At 55.9% G+C, this 16,137-nt stretch carries 14 protein-coding genes; 8 read left to right on the forward strand and 6 right to left on the reverse strand.

Annotated features, from left to right (window positions below):
- The first annotated feature begins 530 nt into the window (after nucleotides 1-530).
- The 5 genes from FZZ85_RS04255 (at nucleotide 531) to FZZ85_RS04275 (ending at nucleotide 5,387) form a co-directional block, all read left to right on the forward strand.
- A complete protein-coding gene (locus tag FZZ85_RS04255) occupies nucleotides 531-1,283 on the forward strand; it encodes a glycosyltransferase (RefSeq protein ID WP_226412575.1) in 753 nt (250 codons plus the stop codon).
- A 161-nt stretch (nucleotides 1,284-1,444) separates the two neighbouring features.
- Nucleotides 1,445-2,605 (forward strand): glycosyltransferase, encoded by a 1,161-nt coding sequence (locus FZZ85_RS12170; RefSeq protein ID WP_226412577.1) that lies wholly within the window; start codon nucleotides 1,445-1,447, stop codon nucleotides 2,603-2,605.
- Between the two features lie 199 nt (nucleotides 2,606-2,804).
- The gene (locus FZZ85_RS04265) at nucleotides 2,805-3,425 is read left to right on the forward strand and encodes an ATP-binding cassette domain-containing protein (RefSeq protein WP_226412579.1); all 621 of its coding nucleotides are present in this window, start codon (nucleotides 2,805-2,807) and stop codon (nucleotides 3,423-3,425) included.
- Nucleotides 3,422-4,243, forward strand: coding sequence for an ABC transporter permease (locus FZZ85_RS04270; RefSeq protein WP_226412581.1), 822 nt, complete (start codon nucleotides 3,422-3,424; stop codon nucleotides 4,241-4,243). Before FZZ85_RS04265 ends, FZZ85_RS04270 begins: the two co-directional genes overlap by 4 nt.
- Nucleotides 4,244-4,286: 43 nt before the next feature.
- Complete coding sequence (locus FZZ85_RS04275; protein ID WP_226412583.1) at nucleotides 4,287-5,387, forward strand: glycosyltransferase; 1,101 nt, start codon at nucleotides 4,287-4,289, stop codon at nucleotides 5,385-5,387.
- Here FZZ85_RS04275 and FZZ85_RS04280 read toward each other — a convergent pair.
- Entirely contained in the window at nucleotides 5,368-6,945 is a 1,578-nt protein-coding gene (locus FZZ85_RS04280) for a glycosyltransferase (protein ID WP_226412585.1), read from the reverse strand. The two genes, FZZ85_RS04275 and FZZ85_RS04280, sit on opposite strands and share 20 nt — an antisense overlap.
- Nucleotides 6,945-7,886: a hypothetical protein gene (locus FZZ85_RS04285; protein WP_226412587.1), complete on the reverse strand. Its 942-nt coding sequence runs from the start codon at nucleotides 7,884-7,886 to the stop codon at nucleotides 6,945-6,947. The genes FZZ85_RS04280 and FZZ85_RS04285 overlap by 1 nt, the downstream gene beginning before the upstream one ends.
- Before the next feature lie 236 nt (nucleotides 7,887-8,122).
- Between FZZ85_RS04285 and secA the strand changes: the two genes are divergently transcribed.
- The gene (gene secA, locus FZZ85_RS04290) at nucleotides 8,123-10,957 is read left to right on the forward strand and encodes a preprotein translocase subunit SecA (protein ID WP_226412589.1); all 2,835 of its coding nucleotides are present in this window, start codon (nucleotides 8,123-8,125) and stop codon (nucleotides 10,955-10,957) included.
- Between the two features lie 50 nt (nucleotides 10,958-11,007).
- Nucleotides 11,008-11,694: a hypothetical protein gene (locus tag FZZ85_RS04295; RefSeq protein WP_226412591.1), complete on the forward strand. Its 687-nt coding sequence runs from the start codon at nucleotides 11,008-11,010 to the stop codon at nucleotides 11,692-11,694.
- A 141-nt stretch (nucleotides 11,695-11,835) separates the two neighbouring features.
- Here the strand turns inward: FZZ85_RS04295 and cysE are convergent, their stop codons facing one another.
- Complete coding sequence (cysE, locus tag FZZ85_RS04300) at nucleotides 11,836-12,585, reverse strand: serine O-acetyltransferase (RefSeq protein ID WP_226412593.1); 750 nt, start codon at nucleotides 12,583-12,585, stop codon at nucleotides 11,836-11,838.
- Nucleotides 12,586-12,596: 11 nt separating this feature from the next.
- Complete coding sequence (locus tag FZZ85_RS04305; protein ID WP_226412595.1) at nucleotides 12,597-13,598, reverse strand: GntR family transcriptional regulator; 1,002 nt, start codon at nucleotides 13,596-13,598, stop codon at nucleotides 12,597-12,599.
- A 217-nt stretch (nucleotides 13,599-13,815) separates the two neighbouring features.
- Here FZZ85_RS04305 and FZZ85_RS04310 point away from each other — a divergent pair, with 217 nt between their 5' ends.
- Entirely contained in the window at nucleotides 13,816-14,445 is a 630-nt protein-coding gene (locus FZZ85_RS04310; RefSeq protein ID WP_370631132.1) for a dienelactone hydrolase family protein, read from the forward strand.
- Here the strand turns inward: FZZ85_RS04310 and infC are convergent.
- Entirely contained in the window at nucleotides 14,442-15,095 is a 654-nt protein-coding gene (infC, locus tag FZZ85_RS04315; RefSeq protein ID WP_226412598.1) for a translation initiation factor IF-3, read from the reverse strand. The genes FZZ85_RS04310 and infC overlap by 4 nt on opposite strands.
- A 57-nt stretch (nucleotides 15,096-15,152) precedes the next feature.
- Nucleotides 15,153-16,052 (reverse strand): tRNA (adenosine(37)-N6)-dimethylallyltransferase MiaA, encoded by a 900-nt coding sequence (gene miaA / locus FZZ85_RS04320; protein WP_226412908.1) that lies wholly within the window; start codon nucleotides 16,050-16,052, stop codon nucleotides 15,153-15,155.
- Nucleotides 16,053-16,137: the final 85 nt, after the last annotated feature.

A 16,137-nucleotide genomic window follows, 5' to 3' on the forward strand; every position in this document is an offset into this window, starting at 1 on the left:
TCCCTGATTGGGGGGGAGCATCCAGGGTCCTTCGGGCTTGGAGAGAAAGTGGACCGTGCGCAGCGGACTCCGTTCTTGCCGATGAAATTCAAACCCAGTCCGGTGGATTTTTACTTCAAGAACTTCATCATCGTTTGCATCGAGATCAAGGTCCCAGGCTGCTGATTGATGGATGTTGGTTGAGTCGACCCCATGGCGGTATCACGCGTGTCTGGCAGCAGATTCTTTCGACATGGCAGTTGCCTGGGTTGATAAATGCTGAGTCACCTGTAGCTGTTATTGATCGAAAAAGTCACTTCAGTCTCACCAGTTCCCTCTTATCACTTGAGGGGCAAGAGGTTGATCCTCTTGATCCTCAGGCAGTAGCAGATTTGTCAGAAGAAAACAGCTCTTTGGTGAATCAGTGGAAGGCCGATGTGTTTTGTTCTAGTTGGATTAGTAATTGTGGCTCTAATCGCCCGGCTTGTCCCGAACTTGCTTTGGTACATGACTGTTTGCCGGAGCGTATTCGGCCTGATCAACCAGAACTGATGGCTCTACGTCGCCGGTGGTGGCAGAAGGCAGTTACTCATCTTGCTGTGTCTTCGGCTACTGCTGAGGATCTCGCTTATTTGTTGCGGAAGCCTGATCTTCAACTCTCCTGGTGCCACCTTGCTCCTGCGGAGGTATTTCATCAAACTCATGATTCACCTAGCGAAGTGTCGCTCTGGCGCCGTCTTCAACAGGAGGCAGGCTTACCTGAAGCGTTCGTTCTCTTGCCGGCAACCAGTGCAATTGGCAGTTACAAAAACCCTGAGTTCGTGGCTCAGGCTCTCGCCGATCCAGATCTGCTTTGGCTGCCGCTAGTGCTTTGCGGCATTGCCGCAGAGCAGCGGGCCCAGGAGCTGGAGGTGCGCTTTCCCCATCTGCGTGGGCGGATTACGGCAGCCGGGTTTAGCGATTCCGAGCTGGCGACGGTTTACTGCCAGGCTCTTGCTGTAGTGATTCCTAGTCGAATTGAGGGTTTTGGTTTGCCTGCAATCGAGGTTATGGCATCTGGCGGTTTGTCTTTGGTGGCTGATGCCCGTGGTCTGCGGGAGGCTGGGGCTGAGGCGGCCCTTCGGTTTTCCCTGCGCAAGCCTGAGCAGCTCAGCGACCTTTTGAAGGTTGTGGCAAATACTTCATCTCGTAAATGGTTGCAGCGCAAGTTGCAACCGCGTGTGCGCTCACGCCTCGCTCGTCTCAATCCTGACCTTATCGGTTTGTCCTTGCTCGCTCAGGCACGAAGGGCCCTGCTTGTTTGATCCAGGATCTGTTGGCTCTGTCTCAAAGGTAGGAAGAGGTTCACAGATTACGTTGACTTTGGTCGGTTCATCCCTTGGTCTAGGTCGTACTCGGCCAGAGGTGATGGGACTGGAGAATAAGTGCCTTGTTACTTCCTAATGTTTCGGGGGGCAGTTGATCGGTGGCCATTCAGCAAATACTTCGGGAGTGGCCACCTGGCTATGGCGGAGTTGAAAGGGTGGCCCACGAGCTGAGTCTTTGCTGGGGCGGAGTTACGTACAGCCTCGATGTGCAGGGTCAGGCATGTTTGCGTCAGGATGCGCTACCGGTGACTTACATACGCAAGCGTTTGCGCTCGGTCGGGGTTGGCGGGCGCTTGCACGTGCCGTTGCCGAGCCGGCCACTCATATCTCTATTGGCTTCTTCTGATCCGCTTCATGGTCATTTGCCCTCTCCGGGGGTTCTGCTGCTGTTGGTTCTGGCACGCTTGTTAAGGCCTCGCCGCGTTGTGACGGCCCATTGGCATTCTTTTCTCGAGAAAACGCCCGGTTTAAGCGGCCTTTTGTTTGGGTTGTACCAGTGGATCGCTTTGCGGGTTCTCCCCCATCTGTCCGCAGTGGTCACCACATCTCCTGTGATGTCTGCTGAGCTGCAGCGTTGCGGTTGTTCCCCTGCCCAAGTGGTGGTGTTGCCCTGTTGTTTGAGCGCAAGCCAAGAACAAGCGGCCATGGCTTTACCTTTACCTGTGATGGAAGAGGGTGACCCATTACGAGTTCTTTTCATCGGTCGCCTCGACAGCTATAAACGTCTTGACTGGCTGCTTAAAGCATTGGCAGCCTTGAGGTCACCCTGGCGGTTGTCGGTGGTTGGGGATGGACCTAACCGCAGTCGCTTTGAGTATTTGGCGCAGAGGTTGTTCTTCAGCCAGCTTCGATCGGATTCAAAGTTGGTGCAGTTTCATGGGCGCTTGCCTGAGCGGGAAAAACAGGCCCAGATTTCTGCTTCAGATGTGTTGGTGTTGCCCTCCGACCGCAGCAATGAGGCTTTTGGCATCGTGCAGTTGGAAGCGATGGCGGCCGGCAGGATTGCCTTGGCTTTTGACCAGCCGCGATCGGGGATGGGCTGGGTCGGGCAGCTGTCCGGCTTGCCCTGGTCGCAGTCGCCCGAAGGGTTGGTAGAAGTGTTGCAGCGGTTGGCGGATCAGCCCCAGTTGCGCAACCTCATGTGTCTGAAGGCTCGGGACCGCTACACCACCTTGTTTGCTCGTTCCGTTTGGCTGCAGCAGTTAACCAAGTTCGGAGACCGGTTGAAAACAGGTATGGTCCGTTCATGGACAGAGTGAAGGGTCATTGGTGATCAATCAGCAAGATCTCCCCCCTTTAAATGAACGCCCGGTAGTGCTTGAGCTTGAGAATGTCTGTTTGGACATTCCTGTTTTCACGACGGAAACCCGTTCTCTCAAAGCATCCCTGATTCGCTCCGTCACTGGAGGTCACCTGAGTCGCAGTCGAGGAGGTGCAGTGATTACTGCTCTTCATGGGGTGACTTTGAACGTCCATCAGGGGGGGAGGGTGGCCCTTATCGGTCATAACGGTGCTGGAAAATCGTCCTTCCTGCGGCTTGTTTCGGGCATCTACAAGCACACTTCCGGCCACTTCAAGGCCCATGTGCCTGTATTTCCGATGATTCACAAGGGATTTGTTACGAGTCCGGAGCTCAGTGGCCTTCAGGCGATCAAGGCTCACTATCTGTTGGCGCACGGTCATCTCCGTGGCTTCGGGGAGTTCTGCGAGGACGTAATTGATTTTTCTGGTCTAGGCGACTTCATCCATTTGCCGGTGAAGACCTACAGCCAGGGCATGGCAGCGCGTCTTTTGTTTGCCGTACTTACTGGAGGTAGTCACGAGTGCCTAGCTATGGACGAGGGGTTAGGCGCAGGCGACACCAGTTTTTACGAAAAAGCCCAGGAGCGCATGACCCGCTTTCTCAGTTCAGCTGGCACCTTGTTGCTTGCTTCCCACTCAGACGAGTTGTTGCGACGTTTTTGTCGCCGCGGTTTGGTGTTCGACAGTGGTCGCGTGGTGTTTTCCGGGCCTCTAGACGACGCGCTGGAGTACTACCACCGCACCCATTGTTCTTCCTCCATGAGGATGGCGTCATGACCCAGGTCAGTTTTTGCCCTCAGGGCATCGCCCACTCCTCCGTTCGCTCCACCGTGAAGGATGCCTGGCGAATGCGTCGTGCCTGGTGGTTTACCGCCACTGCCCGCACCCGCGCACGTTTTGCTCGTACGTTCTTTGGCAGCTTCTGGTTGGGACTTTCCAATCTGCTGTCGATTGCAGCTCTTGCGCTGGTCTACGGCACCGTGTTCAAGGTGCAGGATTTCAGCACTTATGTGGTGTATCTCGGTATTGGTTTGGTGGTGTGGAACGCCATTAGTGCGGCGATTGGTTCGGCACCCAATTTGTTTGAGCACAACCATTCTCACGTACACAACACAAATCTGAACCCGATCTTTTTTGTGCTTGAGGAGTGGGCTTTTCAGGTGCAGACATTCCTTCAATCGTTTGCATTAGTGTTGCTTGCTTTGAGTTGGTTTCAGCGTAATTTGCTACTCAATTTATTTGTCTATGGTTGGTTTCCACTGCTTAACTTATTCTTATTCTTGTTCTGGCTGCCGATGATTGTTTGTCTCCTCGGTGCTCGTTACCGCGACTTTTATCAGCTTGTTCCTATTGTGTTGCAGCTGGTATTTCTACTCTCTCCAATTCTGTATCGCAAAGATAATCTTGGGACGATGGCTTGGACTGCCAACTTAAATCCCCTTTACCGTGTGCTAAGCCCAGTGCGTCACTCTCTAATGACTGGGGAATTTCAATGGTCTGTGGGTTTGTTGTTGCTAGCCCTCAATATTATTGGTTTGTGGGTTGCGTTGAATTGGTTGAACCGTGAACGCCCTTACATTCCTTTTCTGATCTGACCCTCTCTATTCCTACGGATAGTTGCGCCGCTAGCTCATTGTTGTGACCCAGCTGATCAACTTGCTGTCTTGGCAGCCCGGTCATTCCGGCTTTGGAAGCTACGTGCAGAGGGTTGTGCCAGGAGTAGATGGTCTTCGCCTTCAGTTAGGGCTCGGAGGTCAATTGGAGTTGGTGCCCCCTGAGCAATGGTCACCTGAGCCGCCTGCCCGGGCGCCGGGGCTTCCCATGCGTTTTCTGCAGCGCTACAGCCTGGTGCAGCACGGAATTGACCTATCGGCTTTGCTGCAACGCGAGGGGATCAAGCGAGCTCAACTAGAGGCGATCTATTCGCCCTTCTTTGATGCCCTGCTCTGTTGGCCTGAGGTACCTCAGCTGATTACATGCCATGACCTCACACCACTGGTCGCTTCCAACAGCCGTAAGGCTTGGTTGCGATATCGCTTATGGCAGCCACGCCACTGCCGGGCTGCTACCCGGCTGATCGCGATTAGCCACTACGTGGCCAACGAGCTTGTGGAGTTTGGAGTGGAGTCGGATCGGATCGAGGTAATTCCGAATGGAATTCAGATCCTCCGTCCCCCTGTTCTCGAGCCTTCGAGTCATGACCTCGTGGCCCTGGCTAGGCATGACCTGAATAAGAACTTGCCAGCTCTATTCCGGGGCATCGATCAGCTGCAACGCCAGTGGCCAGAATGGAATGGAACGCTGCGGATCATCGGCCGAGTCGGTCCCCAGACATCAATGGTGCATCGATTGCACAAGGGTTTGCCTCGCCCCGAGCAGGTCGAGCTGATTAGTGCATTGCCGCATTCTGAGTTGGTGGCTGTGGTGCGTGCTTCGATGGCTCTGGTTTCAGCTAGTACTGAAGAAGGTTTCGACTATCCGGTCTTGGAGGCGAAGGCTGAAGGTATTCCAACGCTGATCACGGACATACCCGTACACAGGGAATTTCATTCCGAGAGTTCCATGTTCTTTCCCGTTGATGACAACGGCAGGTCTCTGGCACGATTAGTTATTGATTTGTGCCGAGACCCAGCCCTCTGGGGGCAGTTGTCGCTGCGCGGCTTAGAGCTGGCACGATCTCTCAGTGTGGAACGTCAGGTTGATGCGATCAGCGCCCAGATCAGAGCCTTGGCACGGTAGTGCTGAGGTTTGTATGGATGTCCTCGCTGAGCAGCTCGCAGAGACCAGCCCTGAAGGCGATCTTGATCTCCTCTTGCAGTACCTGGTAACGCTGGATACGTTCCCTACGGATCTGGTTGAGCATTAACTCCGCGCCTTCGGTGCTGAGGTCTTGGAGCTTCTGTTGCAGCCGCAGGGCCACCAGTCTCATCGCACTGGCCCAGTCGCTGGTGTGCAGAGTGGAGCAGAGCAACACGTGCTCCTGGAAGTCATGCATCGCCTGAATCTCGCGGTGGGAGCCAATCGGGCTGGCTAGGGCCGGCAGCCCTAGACAGGCGGCATCGAGGACGGGAATGCCGAATCCTTCCACCAGAGAAGGGCTTATCAGAGCAAGTGCATTCAGGTAGAGGTGTCGTTTGGTGGCTTCATCTACATATCCGGTAAAAATCACGCTTTTGTGTTTCCTCACTAGATCGTTCACTTCCCTGCTGTAGGCATCATTTTGTGGCTGACCAGTGATGCAGAAGTTCACCCCCATTCGCTCAATGTCCGATTCCATGTACGCCCGAAGGGCGAAGAGAAGATTTTTATGGGGTACCACCGAAGAGTTGAAGAGCAGGAACTGAGAGGGCGTCAGCACATGCAGCTGCTTTTGGTTGCTTGAGAGCACCTTCAGGTCGCTGGTGCGAGCCTCCCAGTCGAGGGCGTCGCCTGGGAACTGCAGTGAGGGGGGTTGGGTTAGAACCCGCGTGGGGGTTAGCTCTTTAGTGTTTTTGCAAGCCGAAAGCAGGCCGGCATTGAATTTCTGCTCAGCGTCTTTGGAGACGTAGATCCGGCGGGCACTGATGGTTGCTAGCAGGCGGCGGCTGAAACTGGGTAGGTGGTCGAGGGTGCGTCCGTATTCCAATGGGATCAGATCGTGCACTGTCTGCAGGAAGATCGGAGTGTTCAGTGGCTGCAAGTTGAGGGGGCTGGTTGTAATGAAGCCATCGAAGCCATTGAGGTCGATTTGCAGTGTCGGGCTGGTACGTTTCCTGGCCAGGCTGAACGAGTCACGAAAACAGTGTCTCGCGCAGATCACTCCATCTATGTCACGCAGATAGGCCAGCCTTTCGCAGCGTTGGTAGGGACTGTTTAGTAGTTGATTGGCTGGAATCTTGGTCAGTTGACTAGTACTGACCCGCCGGCGCGGAAACAGTGATTGCCTTTCATACCGGATCTGATCGAGCCATCTCAACCACCTGCCCAGCCGCGGAAAGTTGAGCAACCAGCGTTTCAGAGCGGAATTGATTCTGAATTGGGATTCACCGCTATTAAGCTGATCGAGCAGGCGAGCTGTAAATACGGTGCGACGCACCGCTTGCGGCAACCATGCTCGCGACAGCATGTCTTGCATCGGCGGGGCGACTTCGCTCAGTAACCAGACCTCTGCTCCAGCCTGTTTGAGCGATCGCAGCAGCCCCTTGCTGAACACAGCGATGCCACGATGTTCGCGTTGCTCGAGTTCGTAGCCGCACACCACCAGCTTGAGCCCTTTTAAGGGCTGATCGGTGGTGCAATATCGATGAGTAGAGCACATCAGCGGCAGTCCTCCTTGGCATCCAGTTGATCGCGCAGCCGCAGTCGTTCTTCCCGCAGCGAGAGCAGTACCGCCTCTTGCTCTTTGAGGCGAAGGCGCAGCTGTTTCGCGTTGCCGCACTCCTGCTGGAGTTCATCGCGCAATAGTTGGGATTCACGTTGCTGTTGTTGTAAAAGCACGCGCAACTGTTCTCCTGTGGCCTGATCTAGGAAGTTCCTCGTGCGGGCGCGTAAGCGAAGCTCATCAGCGCTGTTACCGGCTTGAAGTGGATCTTGGCTGCGTGTGGTTTCCGCGTCGTGAATAGCGCTGGCGTCGCTGCAGAGCCACACTTCCTGGCCAAGATGCTGTTGAACGTCGAGGCAGAGCTCAACGTCTTCGCCATTCACTAGGTACTCCGAGTTGAAGGGGTGCCGCAGGAAGGCATCGCGATCTATCCATTGCAGAGCACCGGTGACCGCTGCCACCGGTGCAGAAGGAATCAAACCCTCTGCGATTCTTGCCACAGGCAAAACACGATCCAGCAGGTGATAGCTAGAGCAGCGCAAATCAAAGTTGATGCCGGCATGGCTGAGGAAGCCCTGGTTATCACGTAATAGGGCTCCCACCAATCCCACTTTGGGTCGACTGCTCAAAAGCTGAATAGCCGCATCAACGCAGCCAGGGTCGAGAATCAGGTCGTCATTCGCCAACATCAAAACTTCTCCGCCTGACAAAGCGGCAAGGGAGTTCATGTTGGTGGCGAAATGGTACGGAACTCGCTGAGCGATGTGAAAGTCGTAGCGGCTGCTGTTGCGGATCTGTGCTTCCTCCACATCACTGCCATTCCACGAGCAGAGGATCTCGACATCAATTGGCGCTAGGCCGCAGGCAGTGTCAAGGCTGTCGCAGAGGCGATTAATCAGCGCTGCTGTCCTTGAAACCACTAATACGGACAGCCGCATCAAAGAAGCTGAATTTTCTGGACTGTATCAATGGCTCGAACAGTGGGATCTCAACAGCTCTAACGAGCCCCGCGCCTGGATGGCAGGGTCGCTGCTCTGGATGCTCAATGCTCGGGTGAGCTGCTCCAGCTGCACCTAATGCTGAAGGCCTGTCATTGGACGTGCTTGTTCGGATGGCCGCAGTATTTCTGCTGAGCAGGCTCAGTAGGCTGCTCTCATATCGATTTGCTGTATCCATGCTCAAGCTGCTGCTGGGTGACCCCAATGCCCGCAAGCTGAAGCGCTTCCAGCCGATCGTCTCTGATATCAATCTGTTGGAAGAGGAAATCGCGCCTCTGTCCGACGACGAACTTCGTGGAAAAACAGTTGCTTTTCAGGAGCGACTTGCCAACGCTGGAAGCCTGGTCAACCAGCGTCCGATCCTGGATGAGATCCTGCCCGAGGCCTTTGCGGTGGTCCGTGAGGCCGGCAGGAGAGTGCTTGGTATGCGTCATTTCGATGTGCAGCTGATCGGCGGCATGGTGCTGCACGAAGGCCAGATCGCCGAGATGAAAACCGGCGAGGGCAAGACCCTGGTAGCGACCCTGCCCAGCTATCTCAATGCTCTCACCGGGCGCGGCGTTCATGTGGTCACAGTCAACGACTATCTCGCCCGCCGTGATGCTGAGTGGATGGGCCAAGTGCACCGCTTCCTCGGTTTATCCGTGGGCCTGATTCAGCAGGACATGCGCCCGGAGGAACGACGGCGTAACTACAACTGCGACATCACCTACGCCACCAACTCTGAGCTTGGTTTCGACTACCTGCGGGACAACATGGCCGCCGACATCAGCGAGGTGGTGCAGCGGGAGTTTCAGTACTGTGTGATTGATGAGGTGGATTCGATCCTGATCGATGAGGCCCGCACTCCGCTGATCATTTCCGGTCAGGTGGAGCGGCCCCAGGAGAAATATCAGCAGGCGGCCCAGGTGGCTCAGGCTCTTGAGCGTGCTGCCGAAATGGGCAAGGACGGTGTTGATCCCGAAGGGGATTACGAAGTCGATGAGAAGCAGCGCAGCTGCACCCTCACAGATGATGGTTTTGCCAAGGCTGAGCAGATGCTTGGAGTTCAGGATTTGTTTGATCCGCAGGATCCCTGGGCCCACTACATCACCAATGCTCTTAAAGCCAAAGAGCTGTTCGTGAAGGACGTGAACTACATCGTTCGCGATGGCGAAGCGGTCATCGTTGATGAGTTCACCGGCCGTGTGATGCCTGGTCGCCGTTGGAGTGATGGACAGCACCAAGCCATCGAAGCCAAGGAAGTGCTGCAGATTCAGGCCGAAACCCAGACTCTCGCCTCGATCACCTATCAGAACTTCTTCTTGCTTTATCCCCGATTGGCGGGCATGACCGGTACGGCCAAAACTGAAGAAGTGGAATTTGAGAAGACCTACAAACTCGAGACCACAATTGTTCCCACCAATCGGATGCGTGCCCGTCAGGACTGGGCTGATCAGGTTTACAAAACAGAAACCGCCAAATGGCGGGCTGTTGCCAACGAAACTGCCGAGATCCATAAGAAAGGCCGGCCGGTGCTCGTGGGCACCACGTCCGTGGAAAAGAGCGAGTTGCTCAGTTCTCTTCTTGCTGAGCAGGAGATCCCTCACAACCTGCTCAATGCCAAGCCGGAGAACGTCGAGCGTGAATCAGAGATCGTGGCTCAGGCCGGTCGTGCTGGAGCCGTCACCATCGCTACCAACATGGCGGGCCGGGGCACCGATATCATCCTTGGTGGCAACAGCGATTACATGGCCCGCCTTAAGTTGCGGGAGGTTCTGCTGGGCCGTCTAGTGAAGCCCGAGGACGACCACAAGCCCCCGGTGCCTCTACAGCGCAGTTCTGCAGCGGGAGGTTTTGTCGATACTGCTGCGCCAGCGCTGCCCCGAAGCGGTGAGAGCCTTTATCCTTGCCTCCTCACCGACGGCACCGATCAAGACCTGGGTCAGTTGGCCCGTGATTTGGTCAAGGCTTGGGGCGATCGGACGCTGAGTCTGATGGAGCTGGAGGAGCGGATTGCCGCTGCTGCTGAGAAAGCGCCCACCGAGGACCCTCAGATCCAGGCCCTGCGCGAGGCGATTGGACGAGTAAAGGCGGAATATGACGCTGTGGTAGAGCAGGAGGAAGCCCGCGTACGCGAGGCCGGCGGCCTACATGTGATTGGTACCGAACGGCATGAGTCCCGCCGGGTGGACAACCAGCTCCGGGGTCGTGCCGGTCGTCAGGGCGACCCTGGCTCCACCCGCTTCTTCCTGTCTTTGGGAGATAACCTGCTGCGCATCTTCGGCGGTGAACGCGTTGCCGGCCTTATGAATGCCTTCCGCGTTGAGGAAGACATGCCGATCGAATCCGGCATGCTTACCCGCTCCCTGGAAGGGGCCCAGAAGAAGGTCGAGACCTATTACTACGACATTCGTAAGCAGGTCTTCGAGTACGACGAGGTGATGAACAACCAGCGCCGGGCGGTGTATTCCGAGCGTCGTCGGGTGCTGGATGGCCGTGCATTGAAGAAGCAGGTGATCGGCTATGGCGAGCGCACCATGGCCGAGATTGTTGAGGCCTATGTGAATCCGGATCTTCCACCGGAGGAATGGGATCTCGACCAACTGGTGGGCAAGGTGAAGGAGTTCATTTATTTGTTGGAAGACCTCACCCCCGAGCAGGTGCAGGGCCTTGGGATGGAAGAACTTAAGGCCTTCTTGCAGGAACAACTTCGCAATGCCTACGACCTCAAAGAAGGTCAGATCGAACAGCAGCGTCCAGGCTTGATGCGGGAAGCTGAACGCTTTTTCATCCTTCAGCAGATCGATACTCTCTGGCGAGAACATCTTCAGGCCATGGATGCCTTACGCGAATCGGTGGGTCTGCGTGGCTACGGACAGAAAGATCCTTTGATTGAATATAAGAATGAGGGCTACGATATGTTCCTGGAGATGATGACAAATATGCGACGAAATGTGATCTATTCAATGTTTATGTTCCAGCCTGCCACTTCGTCTGGAAAATCTGCTCCTAATGAACCTGCTAATTGATTTCTCTTATTTTTGAGTGCAAGTCATTTTTGTAGGTTGGCCTGATTTAAATGAAAAAAGAATTTACTGTTTTTTTTAGGACGTCGAGGCGATGCGGCAAAAATCCATTTGCAAGAATTGATAGTTCTTTAACTCTTAAATCATTACTCAAAAGCTTTAAGGATTCGGAAATAGTATGCATTTGTGATAATGTTAGCGATGCTCAGTATGGATATTTTGCATCAACTCTTCCATTTGTTTATAGAACATCTAGGGGCAATTGTGGCTCTTTTCGTCTCTCTCTGAGGCTTGCGTCCTTGCATCCCGCAAAAATATTTTATTTCGTTGAAGATGATCATCTGCATCTTCCTGGACAAAAAAAGTGGCTTCGGCAAGGTTTGAATCATTTTGATTTTGTAAGTCTTTATGATCATCCTGATAAGTATCTTGCGGAAATGTATGCTGGTCTAACCAGAAGAATCGTTCTTACCTCTGTAGGGCATTTTGCAAGTGTTCCAAGTACGGTAATGACTTTTGCGTGTCGTGAAAAGACCTTGGCTTCGTCTGCAAAAATTATGCTCAAAGAAAAGTTTACTGGAAATGCTTTGTCTTGGCCTAATGATCATGATTTGTTCTTGGAGCTGAAAAATAGGGGGTATACTCTTGGTACATCTATACCTGGACGCTCTACGCATTGCGAAGCTAAATTACTGTCTCCTGGGGTTGATTGGGATTCATACCTTGATGCGCTTCGTTAGTGCGTATTGAGAATTATCGCTAGCGCAAGATTTTTTCGAGTAAAAATTAAATAGTTTTAGCTTCGATTCGTTCGTTTGGTAGTTAAATAGGAGTTATTATTTTACCTTGAGAGTGATTTTTATCGTTGTCTTGTTTTATGTTCAGCTTTGCTCCCCTAAAAACTCAAGGATCTCCCGGTCTTTGAGGCTCTGGGCTTTGCCGCTGCGTGCTTCGCTCAGAGTGCTCCCGTTGGCGGCGGCCATGGTTCTGAGGTTGTCCTGAAGGCTGCGCACCTGGCCCTCCAATTGGTCGATGCGTTCCATCAAATTCCGGATCACATTGGCTTCGGTGTCAGGGAGTGCCGAATGGGCCAGAGGATTGATGCGCACTCCGCTCTGGTGAATCACGCGTCCTGGAATGCCCACTACCGTGCAGTCGGCTTCGACGTTGCGCACCACTACGGATCCCGCTCCCACACGGGTGTTGGCACCCACGTCAATTGCACCAAGCACCTTGGCACCAGCTCCGATGACCACATTTTTCGCGAGTGTGGGATGGCGTTTGCCGTAATCTTTTCCTGTTCCCCCCAAGGTGACGCCCTGGTAGAGCAGGCAGCGATCGCCCACTTCGGCCGTTTCACCGATTACGACACCCATGCCGTGGTCAATGAACACCCCTTGCCCGATCTTGGCGCCTGGGTGAATCTCTATGCCAGTCAGGCTCCGGCCCAGTTGGCTTAAAAGCCGGGCTGGCAGCTTCAGGGGGAGCCCTGAACGCCATAGCCGATGACTGAGGCGGTGCAGGGTCAACGCCTGGAAGCCCGGATAGCAGAGAAGAATTTCCAGCGGCCCACGGGCAGCAGGATCACGTTCGCGGATGATCGCGAGGTCAGCACGGATGTGAGCAAACATCGCAGAGAGGGTCAGCTGGCGGCCGCTGGGGTCTGCAGGCCAATTTCCTTACGGAGCAAATCGATCGTATCGGCGCTGAGGTAACTCTCGGCGCAATGAACCTGGGGCATGCGCATAAGTTGGGCCCGGTTCTGACGCAAGCTCTGCTCCACCAGGGGCAGGCTGGGCCGGTCGCAGAGCACGTGGCTGGAGGCCCGCAGCAGGGCCAGTAGCCGGCTGCCCACATCTGGTGTGGCGGTCATTAGCAGCATTTCATTGCCGCGCATCGAGTGGAGAATTACCTCCGCAGCTCGCAGAATGCCAGGGCTGATGCTCACCAGGCCCACGCAGCTGCCTGGTCGCAACTCTTTGAGCATGGCCAACTCTTGGCGGAAGTCGTTGAGGTCAACAGCTACGGCGCGAACGCTGTGCTTCTTGGCGAGATCCTCCACCGGTTGGAGGAAATAGCGGCTGGTCACCACCGTGCCGTTGCTTGAGTTCTCCAGAACGCTTTCCAACTCTTCCATCGGCACCACCTCTACCGGCACGTCGAGGCAGGGTTCCAGTTCCTCGGCGATCAACATCGAGGCGCCGATGTCTTCCCGGGGGGTGCTGACCAGCACGCGCGCGCCGCAGCGCAGGCGCCAGTCGATCTCTCGGGTCAGCAGCTCGCGGGTTTGCTGCAGGGTGCAGCCCGCATTAAGCAGGCCGTCAACGCATTTGCGGACTTCACGGTCGAGGTCGGTGACGCCCCGATTGCGGATGTGCGGCGGCGTCTTGATTTCCCGGGGTTTCTGCTGGTCGCGCACGTAGATGCCGGAGCCGGCCATGGCCTCCACTACGCCATCGGTTTCCAGCTGGCGGTACACCTTGCTGATCGTGTTGCGATGCAAGCCGGTCTGCATGGCCAACTGGCGCGTGCTTGGCAATCGATGCCCCGGTGGGTAATGACGCGCTGCGATGGCGAAACAGATCTGGTTGTAGAGCTGCGTCGATGCCGGTATGTCGCTTTCCTGTTGGATATGGAATCGCACGCCGGTGGGACAGGTTGGAATGCGGCCACCATAAGGAGCGAATTGCCTGGTGACAATTGGGGGTGTGTCCTGTGGACTTGTGACAATTTCCAACTCCCCCTCCTCTGACTGGGTTGAGCTCGCCAATGGTTATGTGCCACTGCGCTGCTGGTGCGCGGAGCCGCAGATCAACGCGAACGATATTGAATTGAAATCGTTAATAAAACGTGCATATATCGTGCTGCCTGAGGTCTTCGGTGTGAATGCCTGGGTGCGCAGCGTCGCCGATCGCTTGGCCGCCAAGGGTTATCCGGCTCTGGCTGTCCCCTTGTTTGCCCGCACGGCGCCAGATTTGGAGTTGGCTTACAAAACATCCGATCTGGCCCAAGGGCGACGCCATAAAGAGGCAACCACTGCCGATCAGATCCTTGCTGATGTCGCCGCAGCGCTCACATGGTTTCAAGCCTGTCACCCACAAGTGGCTATTCATGTGGTGGGGTTCTGCTTCGGTGGGCACGCCGCGTTTCTGGCAGCCACGTTGCCTGGGGTTGAGAAGGTCTTTGATTTTTACGGAGCAGGCCTTGTCCAGATGCGGCCCGGGGGCGGTCAGCCCTCTTTAAACCTGTTGCCTGAGGTCCAAGCGCAGCTCACCTGTGTGTTCGGCACGGCTGATCCCTTAATCCCAATAGAGGACCGAGAGGCGATTCGTGAAGCCCTGCGCAATGCCGATCCTGCTGGCCAGCGCTTGCGATTTGTGGAGTATGCCGGAGCCGACCATGGCTTCATGTGCGAAGCCCGTAGCAGCTTCGATCCTCAGGCCTCAGCCCAGGGATGGCGTCTGCTGCTTGGTGAAGCTCCTTTGGTTTAGCTGTGGGGGCTGGCCATCTTGTCGGCGGTAGGCCGCGGCGGTGAAGGGATTGTGCGCACAGCCTTGTTGGCGGCTTGTTCCTTTTCCTCCTTCTTCACCAACGGTGTTTTGCGCGGGGTGAGGAACATGATCATGTTGCGGCCCTCCCGCTTGGGCGCCTGCTGAATCTCGGCCTTTTCCTCTAGGTCCTTGGCCATCCGCCGCAGCAAGGTTTCCGCCAGCGCCGTGTGCTGAATCTCGCGGCCGCGGAAGATCACGGTGCACTTCACCTTGTCGCCCGCCTTGAGGAAGCGTTGAGCCTGACCGATACGCACGTCGTAGTCGTGCTGGTCGATCTTGTAGCGCATTTTGACCTCTTTAACTTCGGTCTGGTGCGACTTCTTTTTGGCTTCCTTCGCTTTCTTTTCCTGTTCGAACTTGAACTTGCCGTAGTCCATGATCCGGCAGACCGGCGGATCAGCCTTTTCGCTCACCAGCACCAGATCAAGTTCCCGGTCACTGGCCACATCCAGGGCTTCTTCGCGGCTGATCACGCCCAGCTGAGCGCCGTCTGAGTCGACCACCCGCAACTGGGGGTAGTTGATCCGGTCGTTGATGTTGGGCAGCTCCCGAACCGGGGCACGACGGTCAAAACGGGGACGTGGTGGCATTCAGGCGGTAACGGGGACAAGTACAGACAACTTCGATCAATACAACGTCTGCATCTTTCACATTAGATGTTGCTCGATCAACGTCATCGCATCCGTCAGCGTCGCCTGGTCGGCCAGCCAGTGGGGATTGTGCTGACGCCGGAACCAGGTGCGTTGGCGTTTGGCGAACTGACGGGTGCGTTGGCTGGTGACCCGCACTGCATCGGCTGGAGTGAGGCTGCCGGCCATCACCTGCAGCGCCTCGCCATAGCCGATGGTCTGGAGCAGAGGCAGATCAGCGCCATAGCGCTCGCTTAGGCGCCAGGTCTCCTCCACCAGCCCATCGCGGTAAAGCTGCTCGGTGCGTTGCTGGATTCGCTGGCGCAGGTTGGCAGGGTTGAGGCCTAATTCCAGCACCCGCCAGGGCGGAGGGTTGGCTGTGGCCTGGCGGCTCATCGGTTGCCCGGAGGCATAGAGCACCTCCAGGGCGCGCACGGTGCGCACCGCATCGGCTGGGGCGATTTTGGCGGCGGCTTTGGGGTCGGCGGCTTGCAGCAGAGGGTGGCAGATGCTCTGGCCCAGTGCCGTCAGCTGCTGGCGCAGTTGCGGTTGGGGCGACACGGCCGGAGGCTGCAGGCCACTGGTGAGGGCCTTGAGGTACAAACCGCTGCCGCCCACCAGCATGGCCACGCCCCGCTGCTCCAGAGCAGCGTTGATGCAGGGGGTGGCGATCGCCTGAAACTCCTGCAGCGTGATCGGTTCATCGGGCGTGCGCAGGTCCAGCAGATGGTGCGGCACCCGCGCCTGTTGCTCCGCCGTCGGCTTGGCGGTGCCCAGATTCATCTCCTTGTAAAGCTGGCGGGAATCCACGTTGATCACCGCTAGATCCAGTTGTTCAGCGATCTCAAGCGCCAGGGCGGTTTTGCCGCTGGCGGTGGGCCCGAGCAGGCTGATCACCAGGGGATTGGAACTGTTCAAAAGGGTGAGGGGGGGGTGCAGCCCGGCTTGGAATGGGCGCTGAGAGGCCACTGCGAGCCTCTATAGACAGCCAGTGGTAGATTGA

This window comes from Synechococcus sp. MU1642 (genome assembly GCF_020514115.1).
GTDB lineage: Bacteria > Cyanobacteriota > Cyanobacteriia > PCC-6307 > Cyanobiaceae > Parasynechococcus.

Coding starts and splice junctions, on each gene's coding strand:
- FZZ85_RS04270 (WP_226412581.1), top strand. CDS start 3,422: ATGACCCAGGTCAGTTTTTGCCCTCAGGGCATCGCCCACTCCTCCGTT.
- FZZ85_RS04280 (WP_226412585.1), bottom strand. CDS start 6,945: ATGTGCTCTACTCATCGATATTGCACCACCGATCAGCCCTTAAAAGGG.
- FZZ85_RS04285 (WP_226412587.1), bottom strand. CDS start 7,886: ATGCGGCTGTCCGTATTAGTGGTTTCAAGGACAGCAGCGCTGATTAAT.
- FZZ85_RS04255 (WP_226412575.1), top strand. CDS start 531: ATGGCTCTACGTCGCCGGTGGTGGCAGAAGGCAGTTACTCATCTTGCT.
- FZZ85_RS04295 (WP_226412591.1), top strand. CDS start 11,008: ATGAAAAAAGAATTTACTGTTTTTTTTAGGACGTCGAGGCGATGCGGC.
- cysE (WP_226412593.1), bottom strand. CDS start 12,585: ATGTTTGCTCACATCCGTGCTGACCTCGCGATCATCCGCGAACGTGAT.
- infC (WP_226412598.1), bottom strand. CDS start 15,095: ATGCCACCACGTCCCCGTTTTGACCGTCGTGCCCCGGTTCGGGAGCTG.
- secA (WP_226412589.1), top strand. CDS start 8,123: ATGCTCAAGCTGCTGCTGGGTGACCCCAATGCCCGCAAGCTGAAGCGC.